Consider the following 15,460-nt stretch of genomic DNA (forward strand, 5'->3'; position numbering starts at 1 on the left):
GCGTTCAGCCGGGGAGGAAGGCCGCCAGCAGCAGCCATACCGGGACGAGCGTCGCCAGCAGCGAGTCCAGCCGGTCCATCAGCCCGCCGTGCCCCGGGAGCACGCTGCCCATGTCCTTGATGCCGAGATCGCGCTTGATGACCGACTCGACCAGATCGCCGAGCGTGGCGCACACGGCGGCGACCACGCCGATGATCGCGCCCTGCCAGTACTGGCCGTCGAGCAGGAAGCGCATCATGAGCGAGCCGCATAGCACGCAGGCGAGCACCGACCCGGCGAAGCCCTCCCAGGTCTTCTTGGGGCTGATGACCGACATCTTGTGCCTGCCGAACAGAATGCCGGCGAAGTAGCCGCCGATGTCGCTGCACACGGTGACGGCGACGAACAGCACCACCCGGTCGGCGCCGTCCATCTTGGCCAGCATCAGCGGGACGAACCCCGCGATCAGCGACGGGTACACCGCGGTCAGGACGCCGGCGGAGGCGTCCCTGACGTACCCCTCGGCGCCCTGGAACATCCGCGTGGTGAGCAGGACCAGGACGGTCAGCGTGAACGCGCCGAGCAGCCAGATCGGGCCGCCCCAGTAGGCACCGGCGATCATGACGGCGAGCCCGGCGAGCTGCGGCGCCAGCGGCACCCGGATGTCGCGGACGGCCAGGGCACGGACCATCTCGACCGCGCCGACGCCGACCGCCGCGGCGAGGACCAGCAGGAAGAGGGCCTTGACGGTGTAGAGCGTGCCGATGACGGCGGCGCCGAGCGCCAGCCCCACGCCGATCGCGGCCGGAAGGTTGCGGCCGGTGCGGATGCCCCCCGTTCTGGCAGGGGCGGGAGCCGTGCCCGACCCGTTGATCGCGTCCGGCGGCGCCGCCCCGGCCTCGGCGTGCTCCTCGGGCCGCCCCGGCACGTCGCGCGGATCGCCGGGCGCGGGCGAGGCACCGCCCGCCGGCGGCTCCGCGCCCTCGTGCCGCCCGTTGGCCCGCAGGGGATCCGGCCCGTCCGCGGGGCCGAGCGCGCTGCGGACGGCACCCTCCGCCGCGGATGCGCCCGTGTCCGCCGGACGGGGCTCGGGAGTCACGGGCGGACGTTCCCCGGAGCGACGCCCTCGGGCCGGACCGGTGCCGTCCGCCGTCGTACCATCCACTGTCTTCCCACTCTCGTACCGCCGGCCGCGCCGGGCGGCTCACCTCGCCTGATCCGCCGCAGACGGCGGGGAGGGGACGTGGTGGGCCCTGACGCGGCGAGGGCGCCCCACCCACGGCGAGCACCGGAGTGGCAGCGCCCCGACCTGACCGCGGCCGCCGCGCGCTCAGACTTCGAGCAGCTCGGCTTCCTTGTGCTTGAGCAGTTCGTCGATCTTGGCGACGTGCTTCTGGGTGAGGTCGTCGAGCTCCTTCTCGGCGCGGCGCACCTCGTCCTCGCCCGACTCGCCGTCCTTGACCAGCTTGTCGAGGGTCTCCTTGGCGTGACGGCGGATGTTGCGCACCGAGACCCTGCTGCTCTCGGCCTTGTTCCTGGCGACCTTGATGTACTCCTTGCGGCGCTCCTCCGACAGCTCAGGGAACACCACGCGGATCACCGCGCCGTCGTTGCCGGGGTTCACCCCGAGGTCGCTGTCGCGGATGGCCTTCTCGATCGCGGTCATCGAGCCCTTGTCGTAGGGCTGGATGATCACCATGCGGGCCTCGGGAACGTGGAACGAGGCCAGTTGCTGCACCGGAGTGGGAGACCCGTAGTAGTCAACATTGATCTTGTTGAACATGGAGGGGCTGACCCTGCCGGTGCGGATCGCCGCGAAGTCCTCCTTGGCGACCGCGACCGCCTTGTCCATTTTCTCCTCGGCTTCGAGGAGGGTTTCGTCGATCACAGCGGCTCCCTATTTCCCTGCCGGACTCACCAGCGTGCCGATCTTTTCACCGCGGACCGCCCGCAGAATATTGCCCTCGCCCATCAGGTCGAAGACCACGATGGGGAGGCCGTTGTCCATGCACAGGCTGATCGCCGTGGCATCCATGACGCCCAGGCCCCGCGTGAGGACCTCGCTGTAGTCGAGCTGATCGAAGCGGACGGCGTCGGGGTTCTTCCGGGGGTCGGAGTCGTAGACCCCGTCGACCTGGGTTCCCTTGAGCAGCGCCTCGGCGCTGATCTCCAGGGCGCGCTGGGCGGCGCAGGTGTCGGTGGAGAAGAACGGCGAACCGAGGCCGGCACCGAAGATCACCACACGCCCCTTCTCCAGGTGGCGGATGGCCCGCCGCGGGAGAAAAGGCTCGGCGACCTGCTGCATCGTGATGGCGGTCTGGACACGGGTCTCGATGCCCCGCTTCTCCAGGAAGTCCTGCAGGGCGAGGCAGTTGATGACCGTGCCCAGCATGCCCATGTAGTCGGCGCGGGCGCGTTCCATTCCACGCTCCGACAGCGCGGCGCCGCGGAACATGTTGCCCCCGCCGACGACGACGGCGACCTGGACGCCCTCGCGCACGGCCTCCGCGATCGAATCGGCGAGCTTGGCCACCACGACGGGATCGATTCCCAGCGGCTCGGCGCCCGCGAACGCCTCACCGGACAGCTTCAGCATGACACGCTTCCAGCGAAGCGGAAAACTGTATGACTTGTACGACGAAGCCGCCGGTGCAGCGGGTCGTTGGTTCTCCTGCACGGCGGCGGCCTCCTCGGTGACGATTCTCAGCTGGTCGGCTCCCTCTAGGGGCTAAGCCTATGCCTGACCGACCTTATAGCGGACGAAGCCCAGCACCTTCACGCCGGCCTCGGCCGCGTACTTGCCGACCGTCTTCTTCGAGTCCTTGACGAAGGACTGCTCGACCAGGGTGAAGTCCTTGTACCAGCCGTTGATGCGACCGTCGACGATCTTCCCGATGGCGGCCTCCGGCTTGCCCTCCTCGCGGGTCATCTGCTCGAAGACCGTGCGCTCCTTCTCGATCACGTCGGCGGGAACGGCGTTCGGGCTGACGTAGCGCGGGGCCATCGCGGCGGTGTGCTGGGCGATGTCCTTGGCCACCTCGGCGTTCGGGGTGTCGAGCTGGACCAGGACGCCCACGGCCGGAGGAAGCTGCGGGTCGGTCTTGTGCATGTAGGAGGCGATGTAGCCACCCTCCAGCACGGCGAAGCGGCGGATCTCGATCTTCTCGCCGAGCGCGGCGTTGGCCTCGTCGAGGTGCTCCTTGACGCTCTTGCCGTCGAACTCCGAGTCCAGCAGCGCCGGCACGTCGGCCGGACGGGTCGCGAGGACGTGCGCGACGACGCCGGAGGCCAGCTCCTGGAAGCGCTCGCCCTTGGCGACGAAGTCGGTCTCGCAGTTCAGCTCAAGGAGGGCGGCGAGGGCGTCGCCGTCGTGCTTGACGGCCACCAGGCCGTTGGAGGCGGTGCGCGTCTCGCGCTTGCCGACGTCCTTGGCGCCCTTGACGCGGAGGTAGTCGACGGCCTTGTCGAAGTCGCCGTCCGACTCCTCCAGGGCCTTCTTGCAGTCCATCATCCCGGCGGCGGTGAGCTCACGAAGCCGCTTGACGTCGGCCATGTTCACGGAAGCCATTGTCTTTTCCTCGTCGGATCGTCGTGTCGTCGTGGATCGGGTGGGCGCGCCGCCTCAGGCACGCCCACCCGGAAAGAGCCTCACCGGCCGCGCGGCGACCACCGCGCGGCCGTACGTGTCTCAGCCCTGCTGCTGCTCGGTGCCCTCGGCGGTCTCGGGGGCGGCCTCGGCGGCGGCCTCCTCAGCCGGAGCCTCCTCAGCCGGAGCCTCCTCAGCTGCGGCCTCCTCAGCTGCGGCCTCCTGGGCCGGAGCCTCCGGGGCCTCGGCGGGCGCCGCGTCCTGAGCGGTGGCGTCCTGGGCGGGGGCTTCCTCGTCCGAACGCGCGAGCAGCTCGCGCTCCCACTCGGCCAGCGGCTCGGCCGCGGCGGCGCCCGACGGCTTCTCGTCGCCGCGGGTCGCGCCGGCACGGGCCATCAGGCCGTCGGCCACGGCGTCGGCGATCACGCGGGTCAGCAGGCCGACGGCGCGGATCGCGTCGTCGTTGCCCGGGATCGGGTAGTCGACCTCGTCCGGGTCGCAGTTGGTGTCGAGGATGGCGACGACCGGGATGCCGAGCTTGCGGGCCTCGCTGATCCCGATGTGCTCCTTCTTGGTGTCGACGACCCACACCGCGCTCGGAACGCGGGCCATGTCGCGGATACCGCCGAGCGTGCGCTCCAGCTTGTCCTTCTCGCGGCGGCGCATCAGGAGCTCCTTCTTGGTGAGCCCGGAGCCGGCCACGTTGTCGAAGTCGAGCTCCTCCAGCTCCTTCAGGCGCTGGAGCCTCTTGTGCACGGTCGAGAAGTTGGTGAGCATGCCGCCCAGCCAGCGCTGGTTGACGTACGGCATGCCGACCCGCGCGGCCTGCTCGGCGATGGCCTCCTGGGCCTGCTTCTTGGTGCCGATGAACAGGATGGTGCCGCCGTGGGCGACCGTCTCCTTGACGAAGTCATAGGCGCGGTCGATGTAGGACAGCGACTTCTGCAGGTCGATGATGTAGATGCCGTTGCGCTCCGTGAGGATGAAGCGCTTCATCTTCGGGTTCCAGCGACGGGTCTGGTGCCCGAAGTGAACGCCGCTTTCGAGCATCTGCCGCATGGTGACGACGGGGGCCATGTGTATGGTCCTCCTGGTTAGAGCGCCGCGAAGGCGCGTGCCTCGGTTGTCCGCGGAAGCCTGCGGCCTCCGCCCTGACGCCCTGAGTCGTCCTATCCAGGCCACTGACCCGGACCGAGAGGACGATTCGCCTGTGGGCGTGCGAAGTCGGCCCGCCTGACGAGCCACCAAAAAGTGTACCCGGATCCCGGCCACCCGCCGCCCACCCGGCCAACCCTCCCGCACACCCACGCGAGCCTTCACGGCCCTCAACCATGCGGACCTTCACGAACGCTCCACCCCACGAAGCCCCCACTCCCACCCCCACCCCCCGGCCGCGCTCTCACCATGCGGCTTTCTCGGCTCACCAGGTCGGTGGATGCTCGCCTCTGCGGGGTGGGGGCGACGACCAGAAGGGGCTGAGGTCGCCGATGCGGCCCGGAGGGCGGACGTAGGTCAGCCTTCCGTCCGGCCCGTCCATCTCCGCGAGGAAGTCCGACGGGTCCGGATCCGCGGCGCCCTGGCCATCCACACGACCCAGCCCGTCCAGCCACTGTGCCGTCCGGGCGAGGGACAGCTCCGCATGCCAGGAGCCTCCCTCGGCTCTCCGGCGCAGGAGCCCGGCCAGCGCGCCCAGCGCGGCGAGCCAACCCGTGGCATGGTCCAGGACCTGCGCCGGCAGTGGGACCGGGCGCTCGCCGTCCCCGCCCTCCCAGGCGATGCCGCAGGCCATCTGCACCAGGCTGTCGAACCCACGTCGTCCCGCCCACGGCCCGTCCGCCCCGTAAGCGGATATGTCAACACAGACAATGCCCGGCCTGATCGCGGCCAACTCCGCCACGCCGAACCCCAGCGCGGCCAGCGCCCCCGGCCGGTACGCCTGCATGACCACGTCAGCCCCGGCGACGAGGCCGCGGAACGCCGCGGCCCCCTCGGCCGTACGGAGATCGATCTCGCAGGACCTCTTCCCGAACGCGGTCCCGATCACCGCCCCCGGCACCTCCGGAAGGTGCGCCGCCCCCACCCTGAGCACCTCGGCCCCATACGCCGCGAGCACCCGCGCCGCCACCGGCCCCGCGATCACCCTGGTCAAATCCAACACCCGAACCCCCGCAAGAGGCCGCGCTCCCAGCCCTTGAAGCCTCACACCAGAACGCAGGTCCCGGCCCTGTGCCCCGTCACGGAAACACGAGCCCCGGCTCCCGCCTCCCTCGAAGGAGCGTGGCTCCAGATTCCCGACCTGCTCACGCGAACATGGATCCTGGCCCCGATCCCCCTCCCCAAGCCGTGAGCGCATGTCTCGATCCCGCTCCGCCGGATGAGGGTTCGCGTCTCCGTCCCCCTTCTCAGAACGTGGGCACGGGTCCGGCAGCGTCACGGCGGCACGTGCTGTCACCTGTGGGTTCGCCCTACTGATCGAGATCGGTGTGGAGCCGTCATCAATCGCGCCCACTGGGAAGCCGTCGTCCAGGCGTGCCACTCGCACCAGCGGAGTGCCGGCGATCGCACGGGCCTGCGGGTGGGCGCGCCATTCGGCGGGCGAGCGCATGGCCGCCGCGCAACCTCCCTCGTCGATCACCGCCTGCTCCACGTCGGCCGCCGCACGGCGGGCACACGCCGCCACGACGTCCTCACGCGCTGAGCCGAGGGCAAGGCCGAGCGCCCGCAGCGCCGCGTCCCGATGGTGATCGAAGTTGCAGTGCAGGCGAACCCAGCCGTCAGCGGCACGATAGTCCCCCGACAACGGCGCCCACATGGGCGTCGCCTCCCCATCGACCAAGAGATACCGCTCATCCCGAAACGTGACCACCGCCTCCCGCATCCCCACAACCACCGGCCCTACCGACCCACCCCCCGAACCGACCACTCCCCCAGAGCCCTCGGACAGACCGACCGACCCCACAGACCGTCCCCCCGAACCCACGAACCCCCCGGCACCCCCTAGCGGCTCCGTTCGGGCTTCCTCGCGGGCACGCTCCTCCATGATCAGAGCGACGGCCGCCGTCACCGCACCTATCGAGGCGGCTGCGGCCGTTCCGATCCGGAAGTCGGACGGCAGGACCGGGTCGTCGCCTGTCACCTGGACGGCGGGCAGTCGAAGCCCGATCTCGGCCCCGAGTTCCCCGACAAGGTCCGCCGCGGTTCGCAAGCTCTCACGTCTCATGCCGCCGGCACCTGCCCCTCGTCCATGCGCACCCGCCCTGACCTGCGACGTCTGTTTCACAGGCCGGTCGACTGTCTCGTGCACGCTCTCACCGTGTCCTAGGAACGGTTATGCACAGAATCTCGTTCGGCCGACCGCGGGCGACCCGATCGAGGCCAGTGTGCTCCTGTGCCGCGCTTTCCGAACCCGCTCGCCGTGGTGTTCCTGGTCACTCTCGCCGCCGTCCCCGCCACGGTGACGACCATCCGATCACCCGCCGGCCCTGGCCGCACGATCGCCGTCGGCCACGTCGCGGCATGGCCGCCGACCCCGCGATCTTCAGGCCCCGCGACCCCCGCGCCTTCGGCGCACCGCACGACCAAGCCCGACCGCACATCCGCCACGCCCCATGCAGCGGCCGTGGCCCGCTCCGCGCTACGACCCGCCACTCCCCCTTCAGCGGCTCCTGACCACTTCACCGATGACATGCCCACGGCCAAGGAGCTCGCCGCCCTGGCCGGCGATCCTCCATCGACGGAGCGTCCTCGGTGGAGGGCACCCCTCAAGGCCCCTCTACGGGTTCTCCGTCGCTTCTCGCCTCCCGCGGAGCCGTGGCTGGCGGGGCACCGTGGAGTGGATCTCCCGGCGGAGCCGGGGTGGCCGGTGGTCGCGGCGGGCCCGGGAACCGTCGGATACGCCGGTCCGTTCGCGGGCCGGGGCGTCGTGATGATCGTTCATCCGGGAGGACTGCGCACCACGTACCTGCCGGTTCGCGCGTCGGTCCGGCGCGGCCAGGTCGTGAGATCCGGCGACGTCATCGGCGCCGTCGAGCCGACCACCGGCCACTGCCCGGCCTCCTGCCTGCACTGGGGCCTGATCCGCGGCGCCCGCTACCTGGACGCCCTGCTCCTCATCGGTCTCGGACAGGTCCGCCTGCTCCCAAGATGGCAACCCATGACACTCACGGGAACAACGGGCGATCCCTTCCATCAATAGGACCGAACGGCCGCCCCTGCCCCCCCTGCGAAAGACACCAACCCCCTCACGTGCGCTCAGCCGCCGTATTCGATGACCACCAGAGGGATCTCCCGATCGGTGCGGGACTGATGAGCGGCGACTCCCGGATTGCCGGCCTCAAGGATGCCGAACAGGCGCTCACGCTCGGCTCCCCGTGCCGTGGAGGCGGTGCCCTCGAAGGTCTTCACCACGCCGTCCTCGGTCTTGAGTTCGATGGTCACCCGGGGATCGGCGACCAGGTTGTGGTACCACGCCGGGTGAACCGGGGCCGCCATGGCCGAGGCCCACAGGACGATGCGACCGGGCCCGTCGGCGAAGAACGCGAGCGGCGCCGTTCGGGCCCGTCCGCTCCGTGCTCCTGTCGTGGTGAGCAGGACGAGCGGCGTGTCCTTCAGCATCTCGTGCGTGATCTGCCCGTTCCGGGTCCGGAACTCCTCGATGATCGCCCGGTTGAACGCCTGGACATCGTTCGGCATCGACATGTGCCGCTCCTTCGAAGCTCATGGCCGTATCCACGTCTCGATCACCACGCTAAGTCGGCCCGCGCCTGACCTGCGACGTCTTCTCGCGGCGTGGCGATCCGACATCTACGGACGGCGCGGACCGTCCCGCGAGTCGTCCACAACCTCGCACCGGCACTTCGGAAGGGATCATGGGGATCACTCGCCCGAGACGCCGCTGACCTGCGCCATCGCCGTCACCCCCCTTCACGGCCGAGCTCGAAACCGAACGCCGCTCAGCCGACTGTCCACAGAACCGGGTTCTACGGACGAGCCGGCGACCGGAATCGGCGAAGGTCGCTGCCGGAGGTGGTCACATGGCCGCGACACACGAGCTCGGCAGGCACGGCGAGCAGCTCGCCGTCGATTATCTGCGAGCGGCCGGTTACAAGATCCTCGACCGCAACTGGTCCTGCGCCGAGGGCGAGATCGACATTCTCGCCCGGCACGGCTCGGCCCTCGTGGTCGTGGAGGTCAAGACGCGGTCGGGGCGCAGCCACGGCACCGCGTTCGAAGCGGTGACGCCGGCGAAGCTGACACGGCTGCGCATGCTGGCCGCGCGGTGGCTCAGCGGCCAGTCGGAATGGTTCTCCGCGATCCGCATCGACGTGGTCGCGCTGGAGCGCTTCGGCGGAGAGTTCTCCATCCGGCACGACCGGGGGGTGTCGTGAATGGCCGTCGCCCGTACGCGCTGCGTGGCGCTGGTCGGCGTCAGCGGCCACATCGTCGAAGTGGAGGCCGACGTGGGCCATGGCATCGCCGGCGTCAGCCTGATCGGCATGCTGGACACGGCTCTCAGCGAGGCCCGTGACCGTGTCCGCTCCGCGGTGATCAACAGCAGGTACGCCTGGCCCGACGCCCGGGTCACGATCAGCCTGTTCCCGGCCAGTCTCCCGAAGCGTGGAAGCCTCTTCGACCTCGCGATCGCGGTGGCCTTGCTGGGCGCGGCCGGTCTGGTGCCGAGGAAGCCGATCTCCGTGCCGTTCTTCCTGGGTGAGCTGGGGCTGGACGGCTCGGTCCGCCCGGTGCGCGGCATCCTGCCCGCGGTCATGGCGGCGGCCGACGCCGGAGCGCGTTCGGTGGTCGTCCCCATCGCCAACGCGGCCGAGGCCGCCCTGGTCCCGGGCGTGGACGTCATTCCGGTGCTCACCCTCGCCGAACTGGTCGAGTGGCTGCGGACCGGCGATGCCGCCTCCCAGCCCCTCCTGCCCACCCTTCCCGACCCATGGGCCGACAGCTCGTCTCCTGACGAGCCTCCCCTCGACCTCGCCGATGTCGCGGGGCAGGCCACGGCGCGCCGCGCGCTGGAGGTCTGCGCCGCGGGCGGTCACAATCTGTGGATGCTGGGCCAGCCCGGCACGGGCAAGACCATGCTCGCCGAGCGTCTGCCCACGCTCCTGCCTGCCCTGGACCGTGACCAGGCCCTGGAGATCACGGCCATCCACTCGGTGGCGGGCACTCTCCCGGCCGACCGGCCGCTGCTGACCCGCCCGCCCTTCATGGCCCCGCACCACACCGCGACGGTCGCCGCGATCGTCGGAGGCGGAAGCAACGTGATCCGCCCGGGCGCCGTCTCACTGGCCCATCGTGGAGTGCTCTTCCTCGACGAGGCTCCCGAGTTCCCGGCACGTGTCCTCGACTCGCTGCGCCAGCCGATCGAGTCGGGCAAGGTGGTGGTCGCCAGAGCGGCGGGAACCGTCTCCTTCCCGGCCAGGTTCATGCTGGTGCTGGCCGCGAACCCGTGCCCGTGCGCCCGGCCGTCCACCCCCGAGAATCCCTGCCAGTGCACGCCCACCCAGCGGCGCCGTTACCTGGCCCGCCTGTCCGGGCCGCTGGTCGATCGCATCGACGTGAAAGTGCGGCTGGCCCGCTCCACCCGGCGCGAACTGCTGGCGGACCGGCAGTTCATCGAGACCAGCGCCGTCGTGGCGGAGCGGGTGTCGCTGGCGCGCGAGCGCACGCTCAAGCGCCTGACCGGAACACCGTGGACGTGCAACGCCGAGATCCCCACGGCGGCCCTCCACGGCGAGTTCCGCCTCCCGTCCTCCGCGATGGCGCCGCTCTACCGATGCCTGGACACCGGCGAACTCAGCGCCCGCGGACTCGATCGTGTGATCCGCGTCGCCTGGACGCTCGCCGACCTCACCGGCAAGGTCGAACCTGACATCACCGAGAGCAACACCGCCCTCGGCCTCTGGTTGGGGTCGGAATGAACACCCCACCTCTCCACGACGCCCCCGGCACGTACGAAGCCACGGCGCCGGCCGACGGCATAGTCGGCGTTCCCTTCCCTCATTCCGACGTGAAGGGATGGTCGGCCGTCCCAGCAGACAACCAAGGCCACACGCCGACACGAAACGCCCATCGTGACTCCCCCCATGACGAAGGCGAGACCGACTCCACCAGAGACGGAGACGAGGACTCCACATCGGACGAATACCGTGGCGCGACAGGCGATCAAGACCACGGCCTGCTACGTAGCGGAATCCCAGGCTCGGTGACGAACGGCGGCCATGGCTCGGCGGGAGATCACGACCGTGCCCTGGAAGGTGAGGCATCGCTGCCGCATGTCGGACGTGGTCTCTCCGTGGGCGGTGGAGTAGCGGGCGATTCCTGCGCCGGAGAGAAGACTTCTCGTCTCGCCTTGCGCGAGGCGCCGGGGTATGGCCGGCGGGAGGTTGTCGTGGAGGTGGACTGCCTTCAGTGGGACGCCGTACGGCTGGCTCGGGTCACGTTGATGCGGGTGGCCGATGCCGGTGACGGGGTGATGGGTAGGCTCGTCGCCGCGTACGGGCCGGAGGGGGCGCTGGGCCAGGTCCGGCGCGGCCATCTCGATCCGAGCTTCGTCGAAGAGCTTTCCAGTGGGAAGGGGCGCACACCCGATCTCGCGCGCCTGCTGGAGGGCTGGCATGCGCGGCTCATGGCCGCCGATCCGGTGACGGACCTCATCGAGGGTCACCGGCTGGGCGCTCGCCTGATCGTGCCCGGCGACCTCGAATGGCCGAGCCAGCTCGACGATCTGGGGTCCGCGCGGCCGTTCGGCCTGTGGGTGCACGGCAACGCCGATCTCCGCTTCTCCTGCCTGCGGTCGGTGGCCCTGGTCGGGTCCAGGGCGGCCACTCCGTACGGAGCCCATGTGGCCGCGGAGTTCGGCGCCGGTCTCAGCGAGTCGGGGTGGACCGTGATCTCCGGTGGCGCCTACGGCATCGACACCGCGGCGCATCGAGGGGCCCTTGCCGGCGAGGCACAGACGATCGCCGTCCTGGCCAGCGGGACGGACGTCGCCTACCCCGTGGCGAACCACCATCTCTTCGAGGCCATCCGCGCGAGGGGGTTGATCGTCAGCGAGTCGCCGATGGGCGTCCGTCCTACCCGGCCGCGGTTCCTCGTGCGCAATCGGATCATCGCCGCGCTGTCCCGGGGGACGGTCGTCGTCGAAGCCGCCGTACGCAGCGGAGCCCTGAACACGGCCGGCCACGCCGTCGCGCTCAGACGCCACCTCGCCGCCGTGCCCGGCCCGGTGACCTCGGAGAACTCGGTCGGCTGCCACCGGCTCATCCGTCGCGCGGAAGCGGTCTGCGTGACGTCCGCGCGGGACGTCATCGAGCTGGTCGGGGCCATTGGTGACGATCTCGCTCCGGAACCTCGCGGCCCGGTCCTGCCCAGGGACGCCCTGGACGAGGAATCCCGCCAGGTCCTGGAAGCCGTTCCCTCCCGCGCGGGAGCCGGCCCCGCCACGATCGCCCTCGACTCCGGGCTCGACCTGGCAACGACCCTGGCCTGCCTAGGAGCCCTCGCCGCCGCAGGCTACGTCGAACGCACCGACTCCGGCTGGCGCGCCCACCGCCACCCCGAGGTCTCAAACAACCGAATGACCCGAACCAACGGGGGTGATCGCGGTCGTCCCGATCCGGTCCGGCGTTGAAGTGCTGAAGCCAGGCTTCACAATCAGGGTCGCGTCCGCGGTGCCGGCGCTCTCCTCTGGCTGGGCGGATCGTATTACTCCCACCGGTGAGGAGTGGGCCTGGCTGAGTGAGGATCGCAGTACGCGTGGACGTGCCGGTCAGCGAGCAAGATGACCACGCTGCACCCGCCCCCCAGCCGTTGCTGAGCGGGATGCCGCCCACCGACCTGGCCATCGGCGGTGGAATGCCATCGCCGACCCGGACGTGTGGGAGTGGGACACCGCTGCCGACCTGAGCATGAGGCGGGTGGGTGCGGGTGCCGGCATGGGCATCAAGCGGTGGGATACCGTCGCCAGCCCGGACCTACAAGAGCGCGGCACCGCTGCCCAGCTGAGCGTGGGGCTTGGAGTGCGGGTACCGACATGGCCGCCAAGCGGCGGAACGCCGTCGCCAGCCCGGACATATGGGAGCGCGGACCGCTGCCCAGCTGAGCGTGAGGCTGGTGAGTGCGGGTATCGGCCTGGGGTTGTGGTGGTGGGCCGTGGGTGGATTGGGCGTGAGGGTTGGAAGGGGTGGTGGGGGTTGTCGGGGCTGGTGAGGGTGGGTTTTAGTTGGAGAAGCCTTCCTTGGGCATTTCCAGGTCTGGTTTGGCCAGTTCTTCTACGTTGACGTCTTTGAAGGTGACCACGCGGACGTTCTTGACGAAGCGCGCGGGGCGGTACATGTCCCAGACCCAGGCGTCCTGCATCTTGACGTCGAAGAACACGTCGCCGTTCTCGGCGGTGCGCACGTCGAGATCGACGGAGTTGGTCAGATAGAAGCGCCGCTCGGTCTCAACGACATAGGTGAACAAGCCCACCACGTCGCGGTACTCCCGGTAGAGCTGCAACTCCATTTCGGTCTCGTATTTTTCGAGATCCTCTGCGCTCATCCCGGCCCTCCACTTCCCTTCCTCCCCCGGTGCGGCCGATCAGGCGACACCGGCCCCCATTTCATTCTCGCCCATCGCGGTGCCCGCTCCGGACCGCGCCACCGAGTTCACGGTCACAAATGAGAACCGATGATGCGGGCTGGGCCCATGAGCGGCCAGAGCACGGCGATGCGCCGCCGTGACGTACCCCTTGTGCTCGGCGAAGCCGTACTGGGGGTAGAGGTCGTTCAGCGAGGTCATCATGCGGTCCCTCGTCACTTTGGCGACGATGGACGCGGCCGCCACGCACGCCGACACCTGATCACCCTTCCAGACGGCCAGGGACGGCGCGGGCAGGCCCGGCACCGGGAACCCGTCGATCAGAACGTACCCGAGATCGCACTGAAGACCCGCGACGGCCCGCCGCATGCCGGCGATGTTGCACTTGTGCAGGCCGCGTGCGTCGATCTCGTCCGGAGGGATCACCACCACCTTCACCGAGCGCGCGCTGCCGAGGATGCGGTCGTGCAGTTCCTCGCGCCGGGCGGGCGACAGCGCCTTGGAGTCGGCCAGGCCGTCGAGCTCGGAGCGCAGCACCACGGCGGCGACCACCAGCGGACCGGCGCAGGCCCCACGGCCCGCCTCGTCTACCCCGGCGATGGGAGACAGTCCTCGCCGCGCGAGCGCACGCTCATATCCGTAAAGTCCGGAATCGCGGCGCACGATGCTCGGGCGCGGACGGTACAGAACAGTCATAAGCCAAGCGGCACGGAACCCCGCCGCGAGGGGCTGAACCCGCGGGACAGTCGGACCCCCCGGCCGGTGAACGGCGATGCGAGCACGACCATGGCCCAAGCCTACGCCGGATTCGGCGGTACGGGTACGCTATCGCCCCTTTGAGGATCTTCCCCAGCCCCGGCGTCCGCGTCCCGGCACGTCGCGTGACCGCGGACGGCCCTCGGCCAGGCAGGTCACGATCGTCCGCGCCCGGCGCGGGTCAGGGGATCTTGGCGAAGGACTCCGGGACAGGGAGCGTTCTCACCCGGGAGAAGGGCCAGTACAGGGCGAAGGCCCGGCCGATGACGTCGTCGGTGGAGATCGTCCCGTGGTGCTCGTCCTTCATGTAGGCGCGGGAGTCCTCCGAGGCGGCGCGGTGGTCGCCCATGAGCCAGAGGCGGCCCGCGGGCACGGTGACGTCGAACTTCGGCTGCGACGGGAAGTCCTGCGGGTGGAGATAGGAGGTCTCGTCGAGGGCGACGCCGTTGACCGTGACACGGCCGTCGGCGTCACAGCACTTCACCCGGTCCCCGCTGATGCCGATCACGCGCTTGATCGTCGTAGTGCCGTCCCAGCCCTTGAAGACGACCACCTCGCCGCGCCCGATGTCACCGGTGAGCCGGTTGACGACGACCATGTCGTTGACGAGCAGGGTCTCCTCCATGGACTCGGAGGGGATGTAGAAGGAGTCCAGGACGAACACACGCACGAGCACCACGGCGAGCACCCCGGCGAGCACGAGAAGCATCGACTCCCGCCACCCGGATTTCTTACCTTTCTCCTGGGGTGTCTCAGAATCGGTCAGCGGTGTTCCCGGATCGGCCTGCGGCGTCTCGGAATCGGGCGGCGATGTTCCAGGATCGGCCGCTGCCGTCCCGGAATCGGTCAGTGATGTCCCTGTATCGGTCGAGGGCGTCCCGGGATCCGATGGAGCATCGGACTTCGCCATGGCGGGTTCGGCCGTACCGAGGTCGTCGGGCTCAGCCGGATCGGATTCCGCCGTATCGGTGCCGGGCGAACCCGGACCGGCCTGCCGGGAGCCTGGAGGGGGGGAAGCAGTCCCACCGGCAACGGTTTCCTGGAGGGGCGGCTGGACGTCGGACACACCGGAGTCGTCGGATCCGGGTTTCCGGCCGGGGCCGGCTATGCGGCCAGGTCCGGACTCGTGGTCGAGGTCGGGCCCGTGGTCGGGATCAGGCCCGTGGTCAGGCTCGGGCTTGTGGTTGGCGGCGCTCATCGGACTGTGGGGCGGTTCCCGGCGCGAGGGCCGGGAGGCAGTGGCTCTGCCCCGTCTCCTTCGGGTATCTCGGGGGGATGTGCCGGTCGTGGTCCGCGACGATAGCGGGCTTCTGGGGCGAAGCGGATGGCGTGGTGGTCACGAGACAGCGCGAGCCTTGCACGTGACCCTTAAGCGTGATCTTAGGCACGAACCCCTGAGCACAAGCCATGTCCCCCGAACCTGAAGACGAGCCAGAGCGCGAGGCCCGTACGTGAGCCCCGGGGAGGGGCCCGGCCCGTATCTGGACTTTGGACATGAGCCTTGAGCAAGGATCCTGTGCATGGGCCATGAGCACGAGTGCTGAACGC

Annotated in this window: 14 protein-coding genes; 4 read left to right on the top strand and 10 right to left on the bottom strand. The window is 69.9% G+C overall.

The window, feature by feature from the left end; all coding sequences use genetic code 11:
* Positions 1-4 precede the first annotated feature (4 nt).
* The 6 genes from BJ982_RS35090 to BJ982_RS40780 all read right to left on the bottom strand — a co-directional run bounded on the left by BJ982_RS35090 (position 5) and on the right by BJ982_RS40780 (position 6,785).
* Positions 5-1,078 carry a phosphatidate cytidylyltransferase gene (locus BJ982_RS35090; RefSeq protein ID WP_239122745.1) on the bottom strand — a complete coding sequence of 358 codons (1,074 nt, stop codon included), beginning with the start codon at positions 1,076-1,078 and terminating at the stop codon, positions 5-7.
* A 231-nt stretch (positions 1,079-1,309) separates the two neighbouring features.
* Entirely contained in the window at positions 1,310-1,867 is a 558-nt protein-coding gene (frr, locus tag BJ982_RS35095) for a ribosome recycling factor (protein ID WP_184887304.1), read from the bottom strand.
* A 9-nt stretch (positions 1,868-1,876) separates the two neighbouring features.
* A complete protein-coding gene (gene pyrH / locus BJ982_RS35100; RefSeq protein WP_221482426.1) occupies positions 1,877-2,575 on the bottom strand; it encodes a UMP kinase in 699 nt (232 codons plus the stop codon).
* A gap of 138 nt (positions 2,576-2,713) precedes the next feature.
* Entirely contained in the window at positions 2,714-3,547 is an 834-nt protein-coding gene (tsf, locus tag BJ982_RS35105; protein WP_184887308.1) for a translation elongation factor Ts, read from the bottom strand.
* 120 nt (positions 3,548-3,667) lie between these two features.
* On the bottom strand, positions 3,668-4,642 hold the full coding sequence (gene rpsB / locus BJ982_RS35110; RefSeq protein ID WP_184887310.1) for a 30S ribosomal protein S2: 975 nt from the start codon (positions 4,640-4,642) through the stop codon (positions 3,668-3,670).
* 343 nt (positions 4,643-4,985) lie between these two features.
* A complete protein-coding gene (locus BJ982_RS40780) occupies positions 4,986-6,785 on the bottom strand; it encodes a CoA transferase (RefSeq protein WP_311772299.1) in 1,800 nt (599 codons plus the stop codon).
* Between the two features lie 612 nt (positions 6,786-7,397).
* Between BJ982_RS40780 and BJ982_RS35120 the strand changes: the two genes are divergently transcribed.
* Positions 7,398-7,760 carry a M23 family metallopeptidase gene (locus BJ982_RS35120; RefSeq protein WP_203958868.1) on the top strand — a complete coding sequence of 121 codons (363 nt, stop codon included), beginning with the start codon at positions 7,398-7,400 and terminating at the stop codon, positions 7,758-7,760.
* 56 nt (positions 7,761-7,816) lie between these two features.
* Here the strand turns inward: BJ982_RS35120 and BJ982_RS35125 are convergent, their stop codons facing one another.
* The gene (locus tag BJ982_RS35125; RefSeq protein WP_184887312.1) at positions 7,817-8,263 is read right to left on the bottom strand and encodes a nitroreductase/quinone reductase family protein; all 447 of its coding nucleotides are present in this window, start codon (positions 8,261-8,263) and stop codon (positions 7,817-7,819) included.
* Positions 8,264-8,598: 335 nt separating this feature from the next.
* Between BJ982_RS35125 and BJ982_RS35130 the strand changes: the two genes are divergently transcribed.
* The 3 genes from BJ982_RS35130 (at position 8,599) to dprA (ending at position 12,206) form a co-directional block, all read left to right on the top strand.
* A complete protein-coding gene (locus BJ982_RS35130; protein ID WP_184887314.1) occupies positions 8,599-8,952 on the top strand; it encodes a YraN family protein in 354 nt (117 codons plus the stop codon).
* Positions 8,953-10,494 carry a YifB family Mg chelatase-like AAA ATPase gene (locus tag BJ982_RS35135; RefSeq protein WP_184887316.1) on the top strand — a complete coding sequence of 514 codons (1,542 nt, stop codon included), beginning with the start codon at positions 8,953-8,955 and terminating at the stop codon, positions 10,492-10,494. It begins immediately after the preceding gene.
* 554 nt (positions 10,495-11,048) lie between these two features.
* Positions 11,049-12,206: a DNA-processing protein DprA gene (dprA, locus tag BJ982_RS35140; RefSeq protein WP_260413906.1), complete on the top strand. Its 1,158-nt coding sequence runs from the start codon at positions 11,049-11,051 to the stop codon at positions 12,204-12,206.
* A gap of 587 nt (positions 12,207-12,793) precedes the next feature.
* Here the strand turns inward: dprA and BJ982_RS35145 are convergent.
* The 3 genes from BJ982_RS35145 to lepB all read right to left on the bottom strand — a co-directional run bounded on the left by BJ982_RS35145 (position 12,794) and on the right by lepB (position 14,621).
* Positions 12,794-13,117 (bottom strand): DUF2469 domain-containing protein, encoded by a 324-nt coding sequence (locus BJ982_RS35145; RefSeq protein WP_012888569.1) that lies wholly within the window; start codon positions 13,115-13,117, stop codon positions 12,794-12,796.
* 39 nt (positions 13,118-13,156) lie between these two features.
* Positions 13,157-13,852: a ribonuclease HII gene (locus BJ982_RS35150; protein ID WP_184887318.1), complete on the bottom strand. Its 696-nt coding sequence runs from the start codon at positions 13,850-13,852 to the stop codon at positions 13,157-13,159.
* Positions 13,853-14,093: 241 nt separating this feature from the next.
* On the bottom strand, positions 14,094-14,621 hold the full coding sequence (lepB, locus tag BJ982_RS35155; protein ID WP_239122744.1) for a signal peptidase I: 528 nt from the start codon (positions 14,619-14,621) through the stop codon (positions 14,094-14,096).
* Positions 14,622-15,460 lie beyond the last annotated feature (839 nt).

Origin of the sequence: Sphaerisporangium siamense (assembly GCF_014205275.1) — a bacterium.
Lineage (GTDB): Bacteria > Actinomycetota > Actinomycetes > Streptosporangiales > Streptosporangiaceae > Sphaerisporangium > Sphaerisporangium siamense.

Excerpts from the sequence above, each read along its gene's own strand:
- rpsB (WP_184887310.1), bottom strand. The coding sequence starts at position 4,642 with ATGGCCCCCGTCGTCACCATGCGGCAGATGCTCGAAAGCGGCGTTCAC.
- tsf (WP_184887308.1), bottom strand. The coding sequence starts at position 3,547 with ATGGCTTCCGTGAACATGGCCGACGTCAAGCGGCTTCGTGAGCTCACC.
- dprA (WP_260413906.1), top strand. The coding sequence starts at position 11,049 with ATGGGTAGGCTCGTCGCCGCGTACGGGCCGGAGGGGGCGCTGGGCCAG.
- BJ982_RS35125 (WP_184887312.1), bottom strand. The coding sequence starts at position 8,263 with ATGTCGATGCCGAACGATGTCCAGGCGTTCAACCGGGCGATCATCGAG.
- pyrH (WP_221482426.1), bottom strand. The coding sequence starts at position 2,575 with ATGCTGAAGCTGTCCGGTGAGGCGTTCGCGGGCGCCGAGCCGCTGGGA.
- BJ982_RS35150 (WP_184887318.1), bottom strand. The coding sequence starts at position 13,852 with ATGACTGTTCTGTACCGTCCGCGCCCGAGCATCGTGCGCCGCGATTCC.
- lepB (WP_239122744.1), bottom strand. The coding sequence starts at position 14,621 with ATGCTTCTCGTGCTCGCCGGGGTGCTCGCCGTGGTGCTCGTGCGTGTG.
- BJ982_RS40780 (WP_311772299.1), bottom strand. The coding sequence starts at position 6,785 with ATGAGACGTGAGAGCTTGCGAACCGCGGCGGACCTTGTCGGGGAACTC.
- BJ982_RS35130 (WP_184887314.1), top strand. The coding sequence starts at position 8,599 with ATGGCCGCGACACACGAGCTCGGCAGGCACGGCGAGCAGCTCGCCGTC.
- BJ982_RS35135 (WP_184887316.1), top strand. The coding sequence starts at position 8,953 with ATGGCCGTCGCCCGTACGCGCTGCGTGGCGCTGGTCGGCGTCAGCGGC.
- BJ982_RS35145 (WP_012888569.1), bottom strand. The coding sequence starts at position 13,117 with ATGAGCGCAGAGGATCTCGAAAAATACGAGACCGAAATGGAGTTGCAG.